This window comes from Actinokineospora auranticolor (assembly GCF_041897805.1).
Lineage (GTDB): Bacteria > Actinomycetota > Actinomycetes > Mycobacteriales > Pseudonocardiaceae > Actinokineospora > Actinokineospora auranticolor.
The window spans coordinates 7,220,350-7,238,712 of the sequence record NZ_CP154825.1 but is presented as its reverse complement, the minus strand read 5'-3'; the positions used below and the strand labels follow the sequence as shown (position 1 = coordinate 7,238,712).

General features: G+C 72.4%; 20 protein-coding genes. 8 read left to right on the top strand and 12 right to left on the bottom strand.

The genetic code is table 11. The features are described from left to right. The first annotated feature begins 131 nt into the window (after positions 1–131). On the top strand, positions 132–695 hold the full coding sequence (locus V5P93_RS31515) for a hypothetical protein (RefSeq protein ID WP_146108250.1): 564 nt from the start codon (positions 132–134) through the stop codon (positions 693–695). Between the two features lie 70 nt (positions 696–765). On the opposite strand, the gene V5P93_RS31510 is transcribed toward V5P93_RS31515, so the two are convergent. Further along, positions 766–1,806: a substrate-binding domain-containing protein gene (locus V5P93_RS31510; RefSeq protein WP_104481628.1), complete on the bottom strand. Its 1,041-nt coding sequence runs from the start codon at positions 1,804–1,806 to the stop codon at positions 766–768. Between the two features lie 295 nt (positions 1,807–2,101). On the opposite strand from V5P93_RS31510, the gene V5P93_RS31505 reads away from it, so the two are divergent. Continuing rightward, entirely contained in the window at positions 2,102–2,902 is an 801-nt protein-coding gene (locus V5P93_RS31505) for a phosphate ABC transporter ATP-binding protein (protein WP_374066588.1), read from the top strand. 2 nt (positions 2,903–2,904) lie between these two features. Here V5P93_RS31505 and cutA read toward each other — a convergent pair whose 3' ends face one another. The 7 genes from cutA to V5P93_RS31470 all read right to left on the bottom strand — a co-directional run bounded on the left by cutA (position 2,905) and on the right by V5P93_RS31470 (position 7,227). Next, a complete protein-coding gene (cutA, locus tag V5P93_RS31500; RefSeq protein ID WP_104481626.1) occupies positions 2,905–3,225 on the bottom strand; it encodes a divalent-cation tolerance protein CutA in 321 nt (106 codons plus the stop codon). 259 nt (positions 3,226–3,484) lie between these two features. Then, positions 3,485–4,063, bottom strand: a complete 579-nt coding sequence (locus V5P93_RS31495; protein WP_104481625.1) for a GNAT family N-acetyltransferase — start codon at positions 4,061–4,063, stop codon at positions 3,485–3,487. Positions 4,064–4,352: 289 nt separating this feature from the next. Next, complete coding sequence (locus tag V5P93_RS31490) at positions 4,353–5,126, bottom strand: SDR family oxidoreductase (protein ID WP_104481624.1); 774 nt, start codon at positions 5,124–5,126, stop codon at positions 4,353–4,355. Positions 5,127–5,258: 132 nt separating this feature from the next. Continuing rightward, positions 5,259–5,567: a hypothetical protein gene (locus V5P93_RS31485; RefSeq protein ID WP_104481623.1), complete on the bottom strand. Its 309-nt coding sequence runs from the start codon at positions 5,565–5,567 to the stop codon at positions 5,259–5,261. 132 nt (positions 5,568–5,699) lie between these two features. Beyond that, a complete protein-coding gene (trxA, locus tag V5P93_RS31480; RefSeq protein ID WP_104481622.1) occupies positions 5,700–6,044 on the bottom strand; it encodes a thioredoxin in 345 nt (114 codons plus the stop codon). After that, positions 6,037–6,465, bottom strand: a complete 429-nt coding sequence (locus V5P93_RS31475; protein ID WP_104481621.1) for a MerR family transcriptional regulator — start codon at positions 6,463–6,465, stop codon at positions 6,037–6,039. Before V5P93_RS31475 ends, trxA begins: the two co-directional genes overlap by 8 nt. A gap of 57 nt (positions 6,466–6,522) precedes the next feature. Beyond that, positions 6,523–7,227 carry a GntR family transcriptional regulator gene (locus V5P93_RS31470; protein WP_104481620.1) on the bottom strand — a complete coding sequence of 235 codons (705 nt, stop codon included), beginning with the start codon at positions 7,225–7,227 and terminating at the stop codon, positions 6,523–6,525. Positions 7,228–7,338: 111 nt separating this feature from the next. Here V5P93_RS31470 and V5P93_RS31465 point away from each other — a divergent pair, with 111 nt between their 5' ends. Then, the gene (locus V5P93_RS31465) at positions 7,339–7,620 is read left to right on the top strand and encodes a metal-sensitive transcriptional regulator (protein WP_104481619.1); all 282 of its coding nucleotides are present in this window, start codon (positions 7,339–7,341) and stop codon (positions 7,618–7,620) included. A gap of 81 nt (positions 7,621–7,701) precedes the next feature. Here V5P93_RS31465 and V5P93_RS31460 read toward each other — a convergent pair whose 3' ends face one another. Then, positions 7,702–9,939 carry a cation-translocating P-type ATPase gene (locus V5P93_RS31460; protein ID WP_104481618.1) on the bottom strand — a complete coding sequence of 746 codons (2,238 nt, stop codon included), beginning with the start codon at positions 9,937–9,939 and terminating at the stop codon, positions 7,702–7,704. Further along, a complete protein-coding gene (locus V5P93_RS31455) occupies positions 9,936–10,889 on the bottom strand; it encodes a hypothetical protein (RefSeq protein WP_104481617.1) in 954 nt (317 codons plus the stop codon). The genes V5P93_RS31460 and V5P93_RS31455 overlap by 4 nt, the downstream gene beginning before the upstream one ends. 158 nt (positions 10,890–11,047) lie before the next feature. Between V5P93_RS31455 and V5P93_RS31450 the strand changes: the two genes are divergently transcribed. From V5P93_RS31450 to V5P93_RS31440, 3 genes are all read left to right on the top strand, one after another. Further along, a complete protein-coding gene (locus tag V5P93_RS31450; RefSeq protein ID WP_104481616.1) occupies positions 11,048–11,836 on the top strand; it encodes a PIG-L deacetylase family protein in 789 nt (262 codons plus the stop codon). Between the two features lie 64 nt (positions 11,837–11,900). Next, positions 11,901–13,472, top strand: coding sequence for an alpha/beta hydrolase (locus V5P93_RS31445; protein WP_104481615.1), 1,572 nt, complete (start codon positions 11,901–11,903; stop codon positions 13,470–13,472). Positions 13,473–13,565: 93 nt separating this feature from the next. Beyond that, positions 13,566–14,351, top strand: coding sequence for an SDR family NAD(P)-dependent oxidoreductase (locus V5P93_RS31440; RefSeq protein ID WP_104481614.1), 786 nt, complete (start codon positions 13,566–13,568; stop codon positions 14,349–14,351). On the opposite strand, the gene V5P93_RS31435 is transcribed toward V5P93_RS31440, so the two are convergent. Continuing rightward, positions 14,348–14,875: a DUF2510 domain-containing protein gene (locus V5P93_RS31435; RefSeq protein ID WP_104481685.1), complete on the bottom strand. Its 528-nt coding sequence runs from the start codon at positions 14,873–14,875 to the stop codon at positions 14,348–14,350. The genes V5P93_RS31440 and V5P93_RS31435 overlap by 4 nt on opposite strands. Next, positions 14,875–15,102, bottom strand: a complete 228-nt coding sequence (locus tag V5P93_RS31430) for a hypothetical protein (RefSeq protein WP_374065113.1) — start codon at positions 15,100–15,102, stop codon at positions 14,875–14,877. The genes V5P93_RS31435 and V5P93_RS31430 overlap by 1 nt, the downstream gene beginning before the upstream one ends. Positions 15,103–15,802: 700 nt before the next feature. On the opposite strand from V5P93_RS31430, the gene V5P93_RS31425 reads away from it, so the two are divergent. Both V5P93_RS31425 and V5P93_RS31420 read left to right on the top strand, forming a co-directional pair. Beyond that, entirely contained in the window at positions 15,803–17,215 is a 1,413-nt protein-coding gene (locus V5P93_RS31425; protein ID WP_104481613.1) for a glutamate--cysteine ligase, read from the top strand. A gap of 212 nt (positions 17,216–17,427) precedes the next feature. After that, entirely contained in the window at positions 17,428–18,360 is a 933-nt protein-coding gene (locus V5P93_RS31420) for a pyruvate carboxyltransferase (protein ID WP_181043743.1), read from the top strand. Positions 18,361–18,363 lie beyond the last annotated feature (3 nt).

Here is an 18,363-nt window from a genome sequence, read left to right as displayed (position 1 = left end):
ATGTAACGGTTAACCGGCAGCTATCCCGACCCGGCGAGTTCGCGAATCGTCCACAGAGGTCTTCCGGGCGGTCCCCGCTTCCCGACATCCTCCTCGCGACGCAGTTAGCGTCTGGTCGAGGAGGAGAACAAATGCGTACTCGTCTGGTGTCGGGTTTGGCTGTTGTCGCGATGTCCGCGGGGGTGCTGCTCGGAGGCGCGTCGGTCGCGTCCGCCCAGGCGGCGCCGCGGGTGCCCGCGGCCGTGGTGGCCTCGGCCAACCAGGCCGCGGTGGGCAAGACGACGATCATCGTGGACCCGTCGCTCGTCGAGGGGCTGGGCTACTACGGCATCCAGTCCCTCGTGCTCTTCGGCACCTCGCAGGTCGTCGACGGCTACACCACCCAGACCTTCGACGTGATCGGTGACCCCACCGACGGCACCGTGGAGCACCGCGGCGCGCTGGTCCTGGCCGACTCCGACGGCGTCGAGGTGCTGTGGCAGCTCGTCATCGACAACAACCGCCGGGTCGTGGTGGCGCAGGACAACCTGCGCGGCCGCATCGACCTGTTCACCTTCGGCAGCAACACCTCCGCGGGTGTCCCGCTGCTGCTCACCGAGGCCGGTGCCGCCGCCATCAACCGGGGCCTGCGCCTCGACGGCGTCTTCACCAGCGGCATCACCTACGGCTACGTCAAGACCGCGCTCAACGCCTGATCCGCGAAACGAACCGAGGCCCGTGGGGGATCCCCACGGGCCTCGGTCCATTCAGGACTGCTCGGCGAGCTTACGCGACCTTGCCGCAAGCGGTGCCGGAGAGCTGGGTGAAGCCCTGGGCGGCGATGACCGAGGTCGCCGCGGAGCTGCAGATCCAGTTGTTGGTGGCGGTGGCCAGGCCGCCGGTGCCGTCACCGAAGAAGCGGTGCAGGCCGGCGTCGACGCCCTTGTTCAGCACGCCGCCGCCGTTGACGTCACGCACGACGTTGAACAGCGAGCGGGTGGCGGTGAAGCCACCGGTGTTCAGCACGATGGTCGACTGCTGAGCCGGGGGCAGGATGCTGTAGCGGCCGGTGGAGAACGGCGCGATCTTGTTGGCGTTGCCCGCGACGGCGGCCGGGTCGTGCTCCTGCGCGGTCTGGTTGACGCAGGAACCGACGCTGGTGACGCCGATCTCGGTCAGGAAGAAGCTGCGGGTGCCCGAGCCGGACTGCGGCAGCACCGGCAGGATGGTCACCGCGGGCAGGCCCGCGCGCACGTTCGACCACAGGTCCGGGGTGGCCGGGTTGCCGTCGGCGTTGCACTCGTAGATCTTCTTCAGCTCGGCGTTGGTCAGGTCGACCGGCGCGTTGCTGGCGGGCGAGGTGGAGCGGGCGTAGCGCAGGCCGTCGGTGGCGTACGGCAGGAACAGCACGGCGGTGCCGGTGTTGTCCGAGGCCTGGCGGGCGCGCGAGGAGCGGGCGAAGGTGGTGGCGGTGCCCGCGCGCTTGAGCTCGGTGATGCCCGCGGAGGAACCGTTCGGCCGGGTGATCGCGGTGGCGCCCGAGCGCGGGACGATGGTGGCGCCGGTGTCGGTCGGCAGCACCGGCTGGCCCGCGGCCGGGACGGTGGCGTTGAACGAGTGGACCAGCACGCCGCCCGCGGGGACGGTCGGGTTGTACGCCGCGGCGAGCGCGTTGAGCGCGTACTCGGTGGTGTCCGAGCCGACGCCGACGGCGTCGTTGGCGTCCGCGAGCACGCCGGAGTCGGCGACCGCGGTGGACGAGAGGATGACGGACAGCGCGGCGGCGCCGATGACGGCGGCGACACCCTTGCGGAAGGTGGAGCGCATTGCGTGGTTCTCCCTTGTCCTTCAACACATCGTGCCCCGTGCGGGGCGAAACCCACTGTGGCGGAACCGGTTTGTGACAAACCACCACGACGCAGCGACTTTTGAGCACGGGCCACACGCAGCGGCGGTGAACTGGCACCCAACTGTCACGGCCCCGCCAACGGCCATGGCGAACGCACACCGCTCGGGCGACCGGCACGGCCATGTGGGGTGCACCGCGGTTTCACGAAATGGTTGCCGCCGCTGGATAGCGTTTCCCGCTGTGACCACCGATACCCGGCTCGACGTCCACCCCATCGGCCCCGACCCCGGCACGCGGCGCGGTTCCACGCTGGAGGCCGTGGGCGTCTCGGCCTGGTTCGGCGACCGCAAGGTGCTCGACCGGGTGTCGCTGACCATGTCGGCCGGTCAGGTCACCGCGCTCATCGGACCGTCCGGTTGCGGCAAGTCCACGTTCCTGCGCATCCTCAACCGGATGCACGAGCTGGTCCCTTCGGCGGCGCTGGCGGGTGAGGTCCGCCTGGACGGCACCGACATCTACGACGAGTCCCAGCGGATCACCGGCACCCGCAGGCGCGTCGGCATGGTCTTCCAGAAGCCGAACCCGTTCCCCGCCATGACCATCGCGGACAACGTCCTCGCGGGCCTCAGGCTGACCGGTACCAAGGTGTCCCGGGGCCACCGCGACGACGTGGTCGAAGAGTGCCTCACCCGGGCCGGGTTGTGGCAGGAGGTCAAGGACCGGCTCAAGAGCCGCGGCGGCGCGCTCTCCGGCGGTCAGCAGCAGCGGCTCTGCATCGCCCGCTCGCTGGCCGTGCGGCCGGACGTCCTGCTGATGGACGAGCCGTGCTCGGCGCTGGACCCCACCTCGACGCGCCGCATCGAGGAGACCATCGCCGTGCTCAGCCAGGAGGTGACGATCGTGATCGTCACCCACAACATGCAGCAGGCCGCCCGCGTCTCCCAGGACTGCGCGTTCTTCCTCGCGGAGGCGCGCCAGCCCGGGCACATCGTGGAGTCCGGGCCGACGAAGAAGATCTTCAGCACGCCGGACGACCCGCGCACGTCCGACTACATCAACGGCCGCTTCGGCTGAGGTCAGCCCCGGGTCTCGTCGCGCACCCAGGCCAGGTACTCGTCGCTGCCCGCGACGACCTCGGTGGCCACCACCTGCGGGACGTCGTAGCTGTGGTTGGCCTTGATGTAGTCGACCAGCGGACGCAGCCGGTCGGCCGCGGTCTTGACCACCAAGCGGAGTTCGAGGTCCCTGGTGACCTTGCCCGCCCAGCGGTAGACGCTGGTCACGGGGTGCACGTGCACGCAGGCACCGAGGTGGTTCTCGACGATCCCCGTGGCCAGGCGGTCGGCCTCGTCCTGGGAACCGGCGGTGGTGACGACCTGGTAGTAGTCAGCGGCCATGCCCCGACCCTACTGCCGACCTGGCGATCGATGCCGCCGCTCAGGAATTTCTCATACCCGGCCCGGGGTGGCCGAAGGACACGTTCGCACAGGTGGTCGTCACTCCGGGGGTGACCACGGCGGCCGCGAACCCACTCCCTCGCGGCCGTCGTGGTCCATCGACGAGCGCTGTCGCACCGACCGGTCATGCCCCGGTCGAGCGCTCGGTTGGGCGCGCGCACCCCCCGCCGCGGTGCCGCGCCCAACCTGAGCTGATTGTCTACTGTGGACCGACCAGCAGTCCGAACATGATCATGTCGCGGTTGGTGCCGCCGATGCGGTGGTAGCCGCGCAGGACGCCCTCCGCGGTGAAGCCGAGGGCGCGGCAGGTGGCCTGGGACGCCGCGTTGTCCGGCTCCACGAGCGCCTGCAGGCGGACCAGCCCGAGGTCGCGGGCGAGCTCGGGGAGCAGCGAGACGGCCGACTTGGCGTAGCCGCGGCCGCGGTGGCGGTCCAGCACCCAGTAGCCGATGCTGCCGCGGCGGTCGTGCCAGTCGATCGAGTTGATCGTGACCATGCCGACGGCCTCGTCACCCGCCGAGATGGCCAGCGGGCAGCCCCGGCCGTCGGTCGCCTGGTCGTGCTGGCGGCGCAGCCAGGCGTGGCCGCCCTCCGGGGTGTAGTCGCGGGGGATGGTGGTGATGAGCGGGATGTACGGGTCCCGGCCCGCCTCGGCGATCACCGGCAGGTCGTCGACCCGCCAGGGGCGCAGGGTCACCAGGTCGTTGCCACGCGGGCCGATCGCGCGCAGGTCGGGGGTGCCGGGGTCGTTCATGCTCGCCTTCCGGTCGCGGGTCACGCGGCTGACGAGCGCGATTATCGGGTACGACCGGGGCGGTGCTGGTCTTGGCCGGTGATCTTGGCGCGCCTCCGGCCCCCGGAATCCATGATACCGGGGCGGGGCGACAGTTCGCGGAGAAGGCGATCTTGGCTGTGGACAACCGTCCCAGTGTGGCGGCAACGGTTCGCTCGCGGCGGGTCGGTTCGCCGGAGCGGGTGCGAGCGTGCGTAGTGTCCACAGTGGACGTGTGATTGTCTCGGCCGGATGGCACCCCGCAGGCGGGGAAGCGGGGTGGTTGGTGCCGGGCCTAGGCCCAGCGGCGGAAGCCGCCCTCGGAGTGGATGACCTGACCGGTGATCCACCCCGCGTCGTCGGTGGCCAGCCAGGTGAGCAGGCGGGCCGGGTCGTCCGGGGCGCCCCAACGGCCGCTGGGGAAGCGGGGGAGCAGGGCCTCGCGGTCCTCCGGTGAGGCCCAGCCGGTGTCCACGGGGCCCGGGTTGACCGCGTTCACCGTCACGCCCCGGCCCGCGAAGTGGTCGGCCAGGGTCCGGGTGATCGCCGACAGCGCGCCCTTGCTGGCCGCGTAGGCCACCTCGTGGATCATCGGGCCGAGGTCCTGGCCGGACACCAGGAACAGCACCCGGCCGCCGGGGCGGCGGTCGTGCTGGTCGCCGAAGGCCTGGGTGAGCAGCACGACCGACCGGGTGTTCGCCGCCCAGTGCGCGTCCAGCATCTCCGCGTCCAGCGTGCCGAGCGGGCCGTCGCCGCCGCCGCGGGCGTGGTTGCAGACCAGGACGTCCACGTGCCCGTACGCCTCGACCGCGGCGGCCATCAGCCGCTCCGGGGCGCCGGGGTCGGTGAGGTCGAGGCCGAGGTGCCGGACGTCGTCGCCCAGGCTCGCGGCCAGCGCCGCCGGGCCGTCCGGGTCGGCGCCCCAGGTCTGCTCGGCGTCGTGCGGCGCGTGGTGGTGCAGGAACAGCCGCGCCCCGGCGTCGGCCAGTCGGCGCGCGGTGGCGTACCCGATACCCGCCCGCCTGCTGACCCCGGTCACCAGCGCGACCCGGCCGTCCAGCGCGCCCATCGCCCACTCCTCGCCTAGTGCCGCCGGGCCCGGTTGCCCGGCAGCACACGGTAGTCGGTCGGCGCCGTGCCGTGCTCGGTGTGCCCCCGGGTCGAACCGGTTCCGGTACGCCTTTCCACCGCGGCGGTGTCGCTAGGACCTCGACCGCGGCTCGACCATGACCGGCACCACCCCCGCGTACGGCGAGTCGTCGAGCTCGACGCGGGCGGGCGCGGCGCCGGTCAGGGTGAGCGACCAGAAGTGGTCGACGTCGATGTTCTCGTTGCAGGCGTTGCAGGAGACGCGCACGACCCCTTCCTGCTCGCTGGCCTGCGCGCGGTAGCCGACCCGCGCCAGGGAGTGGGTGCCCACCTTGCAGGTGGCGGGCAGTATCGCGATCCGCTCACCCACGTTGCTCGTGCGGTAGCGGACGGGGGTATCCGGGGGACGGTCGTCGAACATGCCCCGAACCATAGCCCGTCATTCGAACTTGTGTTCGATTGAGCGGTGGTGGATCACCCGCACGTGTGGACCGGTTGCCCGTACGGTCGCAAGTGGACACCGCGCCGCCACGGACCGTGGCGGCGGCGGTCCTCAGGCGGGGAGCGCGAGGTCGTCGAGGACCCCGGTGAGCTCGCCGAGGAGCTTGGCCTTGGGGCGGGCGCCGACGAAGGAGCGCACCGGCAGGCCGTTGTGGAAGACGAGCAGGGTCGGCAGCGACATCACCTGGTAGTCCCGGCCGGTCACCGGGTTCTGGTCATTGTTGATCTTGACGATCCGCAGCCGACCCGCCAGCTCGTCGGCGAGCTGGGCCAGCACCGGTGTGATCATGTGGCACGGCGGGCACCACTGCGCCCAGAAGTCCACCAGCACCGGGATGTCCGAGGCCAGCACCTCCCGCGCGAACGTCTCGTCGGTCACCACGGTCAACTCAGCCATCGCTGCCACTCCTGGGGGTTCGCTCGGTGACGGTGTCCGCGGCGCCGTCGACGCCGCAGGTACCGGGTTGCCTGGCCAGCGCGCGGGCGAGCTTGGCCAGCAGGTCGGCGCGCACCTCGTCGAGCCGGGCCAGGCACTCGTCGACCTCGGCGAGCTTGCGCCGGTAGACCTCGACCGAGTCGGCGCACGCGTCGCCGCGGTCGTGGCCGGAGCGCAGGCACTCGACGAACGGCCGGGTCTCGTCCAGGCTCAGGCCCGCGGCCTGCAGCGCGACGATCTCGCTGACCTGCCGCAGCTCGGCCTCGCCGTAGTCGCGGTAGCCGTTGACCGCGCGCGGGGCGTCGATCAGGCCGCGCGACTCGTAGAAGCGCAGCGCCCGGGGCGTGGTCCCGGTCCGCTCGGCCAGCTCGCTGATGCGCATGCCCGAACGGTAAACCTTGCCCCGCGCGTCAAGGCAAGGCCGGAACTGCCGCCCACCTCACGCGCCCGACTCCCGCATGCGGGAGACCAGGTGCCGCTCCGCGACGCCGAAGTACGCGGCCAGCCGGTCCCCGGCGGCGGCCACCTCCCCGGCCTCCAGCAGGGCCAGGATCTCCCGGTTGAGCCGGACGTAGTCCTCGTGGAACTCGCGCGGGTCGCCCATGTGGTGGAACATCAGCCGCAGCTCGGCCAGCAGCCGCCGGACCTCCTCGTCCAGCCGCGCGCTGCCCGCCAGACCGGTGACCGCCTGGTGGAAGGCGATGTTGCCGGTGGCCACGTCGTCCCACCGCTGCGCCTCGGCGGCCTCGCGCTGGTAGCGCACCGCCGCCCGGACCCGTTCCCGCGCGGCGTCGTCGGCCGACGGCCAGCGGGCGAGCGCGCCGCCCTCGATGATCCGGCGGGCGGCGTAGAGGTCGACGACGTCGGCGGTGTCCGGGGTGCGCACGAACACGCCCCGGCTGTGCTCGTGCACCAGCAACCGCTCGTGGGTCAGCAACCGGAACGCCTCGCGCAGCGTGTTCCGGGAGACACCGAGCGCTTGGCCGATCAGTTCCTCGGAAAGGCGGAGCCCGGGCCGCAGATCGCCCTCGAGCACCCGCGTCCGCAGGATGTCCGCGACCCGCTGCGCGGTGCTGGCCCGCCCAAGCGCCACCGAGTCCGCGGACAGCGGTGCCAACCAGTCGGAAGAGGGCGTGCCAGTCATGCGAACACCTTAATGTCCCGAACCCCGCGCGAGGCCGTGGGAACCCCCGCCGCCGCGCTCTATGCTGGGAGGACCAGGCGGCGGGGTGTGACAAGAGAGGCGTGGAACGCGATGCGCGGCTACACCGACGACAAAGAGGCATACCTCAAGCGCCTGAGGCGGATCGAGGGCCAGGTCAGGGGTCTGCACCGGATGGTGGAGAACGACGAGTACTGCATCGACGTGCTGACCCAGATCTCCGCCGCCACCAAGGCGCTGCAGGCGGTGGCCATCGGCCTGCTGGACGAACACCTCAAGCACTGCGTGGCGTCCGCGATCACCGACGGCGCGGAGTCGGCACCGGACAAAATCCGCGAGGCCACCGACGCCATCGCCCGCCTGGTCCGTTCCTGAAACCGGGAAAGGCGCGGGACCGATTTCACCGGTGCTCCCGCGCTTTCCCCTTTCCGCCCTTTCGCCGAATCGGTCGGCGGATCAGATCGAGGAACGGAAGCCGCGCAGCCGCAGGCTGTTCGACACGACGAATACCGACGACAGGGCCATCGCCGCGCCCGCGATCATCGGGTTGAGCAGGCCGAGCGCGGCCAGTGGCAGCGCGGCGACGTTGTAGGCGAAAGCCCAGAACAGGTTGCCCTTGATCGTGCCCAGGGTGCGGCGGGCGAGCCGGATGGCGTCCACCGCGGCCCGCAGGTCGCCGCGGACCAGGGTCAGGTCGCCCGCCTCGATCGCCACGTCCGTGCCGGTGCCCATGGCCAGCCCGAGGTCGGCCCTGGCCAGCGCCGCGGCGTCGTTCACGCCGTCGCCGACCATGGCCACCACCCGGCCCTCCCGCTGGAGCCGGGTCACGACCTCGACCTTCTCCCGCGGCAGCACCTCCGCGATCACCTCGTCGATGCCCACCTCGGCGGCCACCGCGCGCGCCGCGGCCTCGTTGTCGCCGGTCAGCAGCACCGGCCGCAGCCCGAGCGCGCGCAGCTCGCGCACCGCCTCGGCGGAGGTCTCCTTGACCGCGTCGCGCACCGACAGCACGGCCCGCGCCTCGCCGTCCCAGGCGAGGAGCACGGCGGTCCAGCCCTTCGCCTCGGCCGCCCGCCGCGCCGCGTCCAGCGCCGGCGGCACGGTCACCGCCCGGTCGGCCAGCAGCTTGGCCCGCCCGACCACGACGCCGCGGCCGTCGACGACCCCCTCGACGCCGAGCCCCTCGACGTTGCGGAACTCCGCCACCTCCGGCAGTGCGCCCAGCCGCTCGGTCGCCGCCTGGCTGATGGCCCGCGCGACCGGGTGCTCCGACGCGTGCTCCAGCGCCCCCGCGATCCGCAGCGCCTCGTCCTCGTCGCCGACCGCCTCGACGGCCGCCAGCGCCATCCGGCCCGTGGTGACCGTGCCCGTCTTGTCCAGCACGACCGTGTCCACCCGCCGGGTCGACTCCAGGACCTCGGGGCCCTTGATCAGGATGCCCAGCTGCGCGCCGCGACCGGTGCCGACCAGCAGCGCGGTCGGGGTCGCCAGGCCGAGCGCGCACGGGCAGGCGATGATCAGCACCGCGACCGCCGCGGTGTAGGCCGTCGCGGTGCCCGCGCCCGCGCCGAGCCAGAACGCCAGCGTGCCGACGGCCAGGGCGATCACGACCGGCACGAACACCCCGGCGACCCGGTCGGCCAGCCGCTGGACCGCGGCCTTGCCGTTCTGCGCCTCGGCGACCAGGCGGGCCATCTGCGCCAGCTGCGTGTCCGAACCGACCCGCGTCGCCCGCACGACCAGGCGGCCGCCCGCGTTGACCGTCGCGCCGACCACCTGGTCGCCCGCGCGCACCTCGACCGGCACGGACTCGCCGGTCAGCATGCTCGCGTCGACCGCGGAGTTGCCCTCGACCACGACACCGTCGGTGGCGATCTTCTCCCCGGGCCGGACCACGAACTCGTCGTCGACGGCCAGCTGCTCGACCGGGACCCGCCGCTCGACGCCGTCGCGGCGCACGGCGACGTCCTTGCTGCCCAGCTCCAGCAGCGCCCGCAGCGCCGCCCCTGCGCGCCGCTTGGCCCGGGCCTCGAAGTAGCGGCCCGCCAGGAGGAAGGTGGTGACCCCGGCGGCGACCTCCAGGTAGAGGTTGCCCGTTCCGGACACGCGCTCGACGGTCAGCGTGAACCCGTGCCGCATCCCGGGTGTCCCGGCCGTGCCGAGGAACAGGGCGTACAGCGACCACAGGTAGGCGGCGCCGACACCGAGGGAGACCAGGGTGTCCATGGTCGCCGCGCCGTGCCGGAGGTTGACCCAGGCCGCGCGGTGGAACGGCCAGGCGCCCCACACCACGACCGGGCTCGCCAGGGCCAGCGACAGCCACTGCCAGTAGGTGAACTGCCACGTCGGGACCATGGCCAGCGCCACGACCGGCACGGTCAGCACCAGCGAGCCGAGCAGGCGCTGCCGCGGCGCGCGGTCCGGGACCTCGGGGGTGTCCCCGGTGTCGGGGGCGGGCGGCGCGGGCAGCTCGGCGGTGTACCCGGTGGCCTCGACCACCCGCACGAGGTCCTGCTCGGTGACCGAACCCGGGAACGTGACCCGGGCCTTCTCGGTGGCGTAGTTGACCGTGGCCGTCACGCCGTCGACCTTGTTGAGCTTGCGCTCGATGCGGGCGGCGCAGGACGCGCACGTCATGCCGCCGATCGACAGCTCGACCTCGCGCACGGTCGCACCTCCTGTCGTCGCGGTCATCGGCCGCCCTCCCCGTGCGCGCCGCCCTGAGTGTCCACAGTGAACTCGGCGGTCCGGACCACGTCATTGTGCCTGAAGTCGAGGAACACCCGGTACCGGTCGTCCGTCGGCACCTCGACCGCGAAGCGGATCTGCGGGCCCGCCTTGGTGACGCCGTCGCCGGGTTCACCGATCGGGTGCACGTGCAGGTAACCCAGGTCGGTGGCGCGCAGCGCGACCAGGTGGCCGTAGGCGCCGAGGTGGGGCTGGAGGTCGGTGACCGGCACACCGTCCTTGGTGACGGTCAAGGTGACCGTCGACGCCTTGCCCGCGATCAGCTCACCGTCCAGCTTGACCTCGAACCCGTCCACCGTGAACGTCCGAACAGGACTGTGGGTGACCGGGTCGAACCGGCCCGCCGCCTGGATGTCCGCGCCCAGGGTCGTTTTCGCGGCACCCGTTGGCTTGAAGTCGGCGAACACGCGGTAGCTGCCCGCGGCGGGCACGGTCAGCGGGAGCCGCCACGTGCCGTCGGCGGCCATCTCCGGGTGCAGGTGCTGGAAGCCCGAGCCGTCGCGGCGCACGAGCACGAGGTGCAGGCGCTTCTCGTGCTCGACGTCGAACGCGGTGACCGGCGCGCCGCCGGGGCCCAGCACGCGGAAGGTGAGGTCCTCGGTGGCACCGGTCGTCACGGTGCCGCGGCCCAGGTCGAGGCGGTAGCCGCCCGCGGCGGAGGACAGGCCGGGCAACTGCGCCGGGTCGGCGGCGGCGTGGCTGTGGTCGTGCCCGTCGTTGTGGCCCGGGTCGCCGGCGGGCGCGGCGTCGTGGCCGTGCTCCGGTGGTGGGGCGGCCCGCGCGTGCTCCGCCGGGTCGTCCCCGAGCGGGCCGACCACCGCGCCCGCCGCCCACGCGCCCACGAACACCACGGCCAGCGCGAGGCCGAAGGCGGACACCTTGGTTGCGGTCTTCACGTCGTCTCCTCGAGGTCTGCGGTCGGCCCGTGCCGGGGCCGTGCCACCTTTATACCCTAGGGGGGTAGGGCAGTGGCAACCGCCCGCTGAGCGCACTTGGCTGATACCCATAGGGGGTATATACAGCCTTTCCGGGCCGGAACTGGGAGAATGGGGCGATGGCTACCGTCATCGCGTTCCACGCGCACCCGGACGACGAAGTGATCCTGACCGGCGGCACGCTCGCCAGGGCCGTCGCCGAGGGCGACCGGGTGCTCATCGTCGTCGCCACGCAGGGAATGGACCCGAACGGTCCGACGCCACGTCAGGGTGAACTCCAGGCCAGTGCCGCCGCGCTCGGCGTCGAGCGGGTCATCCGGCTCGGGTACGCCGACAGCGGCCACGGCCCGCTCCTCTACCCGGACCCGCCCGGCTGGACACGGTTCGCGCGCGCCGACACCGAGGCGGCCGCCGAGCGGCTGGCCGCGATCCTGCGGGCGGAGCGCGCCGAGGTGCTGATCGGCTACGACCCCAACGGCGGCTACGGCCACCGCGACCACCTCAAGGTCCACGAGGTCGGCAGGCGCGCGGCCGAGCTGGTCGGGGTGCCGACCGTGCTGGAGGCCACCGCGCCGCGCGACCTGGCCGTCCGGGTCGGCCGGGTCCTCCGCGCGCTGCGCGTCCCGTTCCGCTTCGACCTCGAGGGCACCTTCAGCCCGTCGGCCGCCATCACCCACCGCGTGGACGTCCGCCGCTACGCCCGCCAGAAGCGCGCCGCCCTGCTGGCCTACCGGTCGGTGGTCCACGGCAAGGGCCGCCTGGCCCCGGCGCTGCGCCTCCTGCTCCGCCTGCCCCTGCCCGTCTTCGCCCTCTTCGCGGGCCGCGAGTGGTTCGTCGACCCGGCGCGGACACCGGTTCCCTACGAGCGGCGGCGAACCGAGGACTTAATCGGCCGGACCTGGGTTTGACACAAACTACGAAGTTTCCCGTGCCGCAGCCGCAAATCTCGGTCGAGTCCATACCGTCGACGGCATGACGACACGGCTGCGCAAGGCGTTCTGCGCTGTTGTAGCGGTGGTCCTCGCGGGTGGCCTGGCCACGGCCGTGCCCGCGTCCGCCGCGGAGGGGGATGTCGGCTCGGGGCTGGAGTGGGGGAGCTGTCCGCCCGACCCGAGCGGGTTCCCGATCGACCCGCGCCTGCGGTGCGCCACGCTGCGGGTGCCGCTCGACTACCGGGAGCCACACGGCCGGAAGATCGACATCGCGGTGTCGAAGCTGGCCTCGGCCACACCGGGGACGCGCCGCGGCGTGCTGTTCCACAACGCGGGTGGACCCGGCGGGGCCAGTCTGAACCTGCCGAGCATCTACGCCCGGTTCTACCCCCAGGAGGTACTCGACCGCTACGACCTGGTCAGCTTCGACCCGCGCGGTGTCGGGTACAGCACCCCGATCACCTGCGGGCGCCGCCTCGGCGGCGACATCGGCCAGCTGCCCGCGGACCTCGTCTTCCCGTTCCCCGCACCGGACGGCTCCATCCAGCGCAACGTCGCGTTCGCCGGGGCGCTGGCCCGTGACTGCCTCGACAAGGGCGGCGAGGTGGTCCGGTACGTCACCACCGCCAACACCGCGCGGGACATGGACCGCTTCCGGATCGCCCTCGGTGAGCCGAAGTTGTCGTACAACAGCGGTTCCTACGGCAGCTACCTCGGCGCGGTGTACGCCGAGCTGTTCCCCGGCCGCGTCGACCGGATCGTCCTCGACGCCAACGTCGACCCGAACCGGGTCTGGCACCGGCAGTGGGCGCTCTGGGACCCCGGCGCCGAAGCGCGGTTCCCCGACTTCGGCCGGTGGGCGGCCGACCGCGATGCCGAACTCGGGTTCGGCGCCACCCCGGAACAGGTGCGCGCCAACTACCTGGCGCTGGCGAAGCGGCTCGACGCCAACCCCGTGCGGCACCCCACAGGCAGGCTGCTGACCGGCGCGCTCTTCCGCGCGATCTACCGGGCCGCGCAGTACCACGTGCTGCTGTTCCCGCAGATCGCCGGTTGGTGGAAGTTCGCCGCGCAGAACGGCCCGCCGCCGCCGTTGGGGCCGGTCGCGGAGACCCCGGGGATACCGCAGGACAACAACCTCGCCGTGCTGCTGGCGGTGGTCTGCGGCGACGCGGAGTGGCCGCGCGACGCCGAGCACTACCAGCACGACGTCGACCGGAACCGTCCCCGCTTCCCGGTGCTGGACGGCATGGGCGCCAACATCTGGCCGTGCGCGTTCTGGCCCGGGCCGGTGGAGCCGCCGGTGCGGGTGACCGACCACGGGCCGCGCAACGTGTTGATGTTGCAGACCCGGCGGGACCCGGCGACGCCGTACGAGGGTGCGCTGGGGATGCGTGCGGCGTTGGGGAAGCGGGCGGTGATGGTGTCGGTGAACACCGGCAACCACGGCGCGTACGACCCGAGCACACCGTCGTGCGCGACCACCGCGGCCCACCGCTTCCTGGCGCTGGGCGAGCTGCCGTCGCGGGACCTGTCGTGTGAACCCGACACGCCCCAGGCTCGGGCGTCGGCGGGCCTGCCCCCGCTGCTGCTCGCGAAACTCGCGCGCTGACCGCGCTCCTTGAGGTCGGCCCTGGCGGGGTCGACCTCAAGGAGTACGCGCCCCGCGTTGGCACCGAGGTCCCGGTCGGCGGAGGATGCGGGTATGGCACGGGTCTTCATCACCGGATCGACCGACGGGCTGGGCCTGCTGGCCGCCCGCCACCTCCTCGACGACGGGCACGAGGTGACGCTGCACGCCCGCAACGACCGCCGGGCGTCCGATGTCCGCCGCGCCGAACCGCGCGCGTCCGCCGTGGTGGTCGGCGACCTCTCCGACATGTCCGCCACCCGCGACGTCGCGGCCCAGGTCAACGCGCTGGGCAGGCACGACGCCGTCATCCACAACGTGTCCCTTGGCCACCTCGAGCGCCGCCGCGCCGAGACGGTCGACGGGGTGGAGCACGTGTTCGCGGTCAACGTCATCGCCCCGTACCTGCTGACCGCGTTGATCACCCCACCCGACCGCCTGGTCTACGTCAGCTCCGGCATGCACCACGGCGCCGACACGAGCCTTGGAGATCTACAGTGGACCCGACGCCACTGGAACGGCTCCGCCGCCTACAGCGACTCGAAGTTCCACGAGATCCTGTTGACCAACGCCGTGTCCCGGCGGTGGCCGCACATCCCCGCCAACTCGATCAACCCCGGCTGGGTGCCCACCCGGATGGGCGGCCGCGGCGCCCCCGACGACCTGACCCTGGGCGCGACGACGCAGACGTGGCTCGCCACCAGCGCGGACCCGGCGGCGCGGGTCACGGGTCGGTACTTCTTCCACCGGGAGGAAGTAGACCCCCACCCGGACGTCTACGCCACCGAACTCCAGGACGAACTCCTGTCCTACTGCGCGGACCTCACCGGAACCCCGCTACCCCAAGCCCAACCGGCCTAGTCGACAACGTCCAACCTCGGCGCCGCCGACGCCGCCACCGCCGCATTGGCAATGGCTTCCGCGTCCTTCACGGACAGCGCGGGCACTGCTCGCTTGGTGCGTTTGGTGGTGTAGACGGCGAACTGCCCGAGGTCCCGGTGGTAGCAGACCTCGCGGGCCTCGCTCCAACCGACTTCGAGGAACTGTCTGCGCAGCAAGCCGACGAACAGGAACAGGAGTCTCAGGACACCCGTGCCGTCGCTCATCGCCCCGGTCAGGGCCAGGACCCGTTCTTCCGGCTGGAGGTAGTCGGCCGGCAGCCGCACCTCCTTCATGGACCCGACCAACATCCCCTTCACCCGCCCCAACGCGGCGGCCACATCGGGCCGCAACACGGGCACCTCCTGTGCCACTGGCTCCGCAGGCTCAGGCACCGGCCGGACATCCGTGTGGAACGTCCAGCGGTGGCCGTCCCAGTAGCGCAGCAGGGCTCCGTCCATCGGGTCCACGAACCAGCCCGCGGGGCGGTGGGTTGTCTGGTTCATCATTCGGTCCCGTCGTCGGACAGGTCGCCGTCGCCACCCGCGTCCGTGCCCACGGCACCGACCGCCGCCGGTACCCGACCGTCACGCCGCCCGGGCTCCGACGCCCGCCACTCGACCGCCTCAGCCACCTCGGTGTAGTCGAGCACGTGGTCATTCCCCAACCCCACCAACAACTCCCGAACCTCAGCAGGCGTCGCATAGAAGAACTCCCGCCGCGGATTGACCATGTTCACCCGCCGATGCGCCCGTGTAGTGCGCCCGCTCCTTGGCCGGCCGCGCGCGCTCCCGCTCGATCTCCTCCATGACCTTGGCTCAATTCCCCGCGACCGCAGACGATGATCCTTCGACGCCATTGCGCCACACATGTGGACACCCGGCTCCCCGATGGGTTCCCAGGTCGTGACCAGCCGCTTCGCACTGTCCCCGTGGTGCCACAACTCCCCGGGTGTGCGACATACCGCCGCCACTTGTCGACCTCCGCCCGCAGCTTCGGGCCGGCCGCGTCGAGCGCGCTCGGCTTGGTGGATCGGTCGCGTGCGTGTCGCGGCTCCGCACTCGCTGCCGTGGTCCCGGCGCCGCCCAGCTGCTCGACCCACCCTGGCAACTCCGCGGTGGTGGTGCACGCGGTGGTCACCTGCTGCTGGAGCGCCGACACGTCAGTGTTCTCCCGGTCATTGCACGGCGGGGCCCGCCAATTCGGTCCACAGTGGTCAACTCCGCCCGAGTCCACGTGCGGGTGCTACTCGATCGGACATCCGCTCACGGAGTGTGAAACGGCCCGGGCCACTCCGGACCGCGCGACCCATCAATGGGGTACTGCTCCCGTCCCCGGCTTGCCCCCACCCCCCGACACTGCCAGCGTGGGGCCGCGCCGCGCGGGGGCTGGGGGCCGCGGTGTCCGGGTCGGCGAGCGCAGGGAGCCGAGTGATGGGTACGCAGGTCAGCAGGCAGTACCCGGCCTTGTCGCCGGGGGATCCGGCGGTTCGCGCGGTGCTCTCCGCGTGCGTCGACGAGGTGCGCGAGGTCTTGCGCACCCCCGGGTTCGGCGACGGCGCCCCCACCATCGGCGCCGAGTTCGAGATGTTCCTCGCCGACGCTTCCGGCAGGCCGCGCCCGGTCAACCTCGACGTCGTGGCCACCGCCGCGGATCGGCGGGTTGTGGTCGAGGGGTCGCGGCACCTGGTGGAGGCCAACCTCACCCCGATCGCCCTCGCCGGTTCACCGTTCACCGCACTCGCGACCGAACTCGCCGAATGCACGGGAATCCTGCGCGCCGCGGCGGCCGAGCACGGCGCGCTCGTCACCGCCATCGGCACCCTCCCCACGCTCACCGCCGCGGACCTGCCCGCCGACTCGTTGACCGCGTTGCCCCGCTACGGCGCGCTCGACCGCGCCATCATGGGTCTCCGGGGCACACCGGTCCGGATCGATGTCGACGGCGTGGATCCGTTGCGGTTCAACTGGGACAGCATCGCCATCATGGGCGCAACCTGCTCCTGGCAATTGCACCTCGCCGTCCCGCCTGCCGACTTCGCCCGGTTCTACAACGCCGCGCAACTTGCCATCGGACCAGCGCTCGCGGTCTCCGGCAACTCGCCCCTGCCGTTGGGGCACCGGCTGTGGGTCGAGTCCCGGATCCCGCTCTGGGAGCAGGCGGCCGACGACCGGGCCGCCGTCCGGCGCGGCGACTTCGGCACCGGGTGGCTGGTCGGCGGCGCCGAGGACCTGTTCGCCGAGCTCGTCCGCGACCACCCGCCGCTGCTGGCCGACCTCGCCCCGGAGCCGGACCCGACGCCGTTCCCGGCCTTGCGCGCGCTGCGGTTGCACCAGAGCACCGTGTGGCGCTGGAACCGCCCCGTCTACGACCCGGCGGGGAACGTGCGCGTCGAACTGCGCGCGCTCCCGTCCGGTCCGACGCCCGTGGACATGTGCGCGAACGCCGCTTTCCTGCTGGGACTGATCAACTGGGTCGCCGACGAACTCCCCGACCTCGCCACCACCGCGCCGTTCGAGCCGGTCCGGACCACCTTCTACCGGGCCGCGCGGTCCGGTCTCGGCAGCGAGCTGCACTGGCCCGGCGCGCACCGCGACACCCCGGCCCCGGACCTCGTCCGCAGGCTGGTTCCCTTGGCGGCAGAGGGTTTGCGCCGCCGCGGCGTCACCGACGCCGACCCGCTGCTCGCCGTGGTCGAAGACCGCGCGACCTCCGGCCGCACCGGCGCGGCCTGGCAGATCGGCGCGTTCGCCACCGCGCCGGGGTCGCGACCGGCCGCGCTCGCCCATACCCTCGCCCGGTATCGCGAACTCGCCGCGGGCGGCGAGCCGGTGCACACCTGGTGAGGCGCTGAAAAGTCCTTTATGGACGGAGCAAGGACGTGCAAGCTATTACACCCGTCCGGTGGTATAGAGCGGTCGCGGAGCGGCAATACCATTGCTAGCCATCGGCCGCCCACCCGCGGCCTCAACGGCAATCGACACCCAGCCGGTTGCGTTCGACCAATCGCGCCCAAAACCTCGAACTACGCTGCCTTCCCTATTCGGGGGTGAGTGGTGTGCCCGACCCTGTCCTGCTGGACGTGACCCTGCGCGACGGCGGCTACCTCAACCGCCACCGCTGGACGCGCGGGCAGGCGCACGCCGTGCTCGCGGCCTGCGCCGCGGCCCGGGTCGACCTCTGCGAAGTGGGCTACTTCCGCCCACGCCACCACGAGCGCGGGGACACCGCCGCGCCCGTGGCCTGCTGCCCGCCGGACTACCTCGCCGAACTGCGCGAGCGGCACCCCGGCGTGCGCCTGGTCGTGATGGCCAGACCCGGCGACACCGTGCCGTCGGACTACCGCGCGCTGGCCGCCGCGGGCGCGCACTGCCTGCGGCTGACGACCGCGCCGAACCACCTCGACGCCGTCGCCGCGCACGTCGAGGCCGCGAAGGCGGTCGGCCTGCGGGTGACGCTCAACCTGGTCCGGGTGAGCGAGTTGACCGCGACCGACGTGACCAGGACCGCCGCCGCGGCGCACCGCTACGGCGCGGACGTGCTGTACCTGGCCGACTCCAACGGGAGCCTGTTCCCCGAACAGGTCACCGAACTCGTCGCGCTGGCCGCCGCGCACGCGGGGGACGCCGGGCTGGGGTTCCACGCGCACGACGGGCTCAGCCTGGCCTTCATCAACTCGCTCAGCGCCGCGGCGGCGGGCTGCCGCTACCTCGACGCCTCGCTCGGCGGTGTCGGCAAGGGCGGCGGCAACCTCTCCCTCGAACTGATCGCCGGGTACCTGCGCACGCGGGCGACCGCCCGCTACGCCACGGTCCCGCTCGCCCGCGCGGTCCCCGCCGTGCTGCACGCGTGCGGCGACGACGTCCCGGCCCGGTTCGACGCCATCGCCAGCGGGCTGCTCGACCTGAACATCGATGACCTGCGCGTGGTGCGCGAGCAGAACGGCGAACTCGCCGCGCTCGTCGACGCGCGCACCGCCCCGAACCCATGAGAG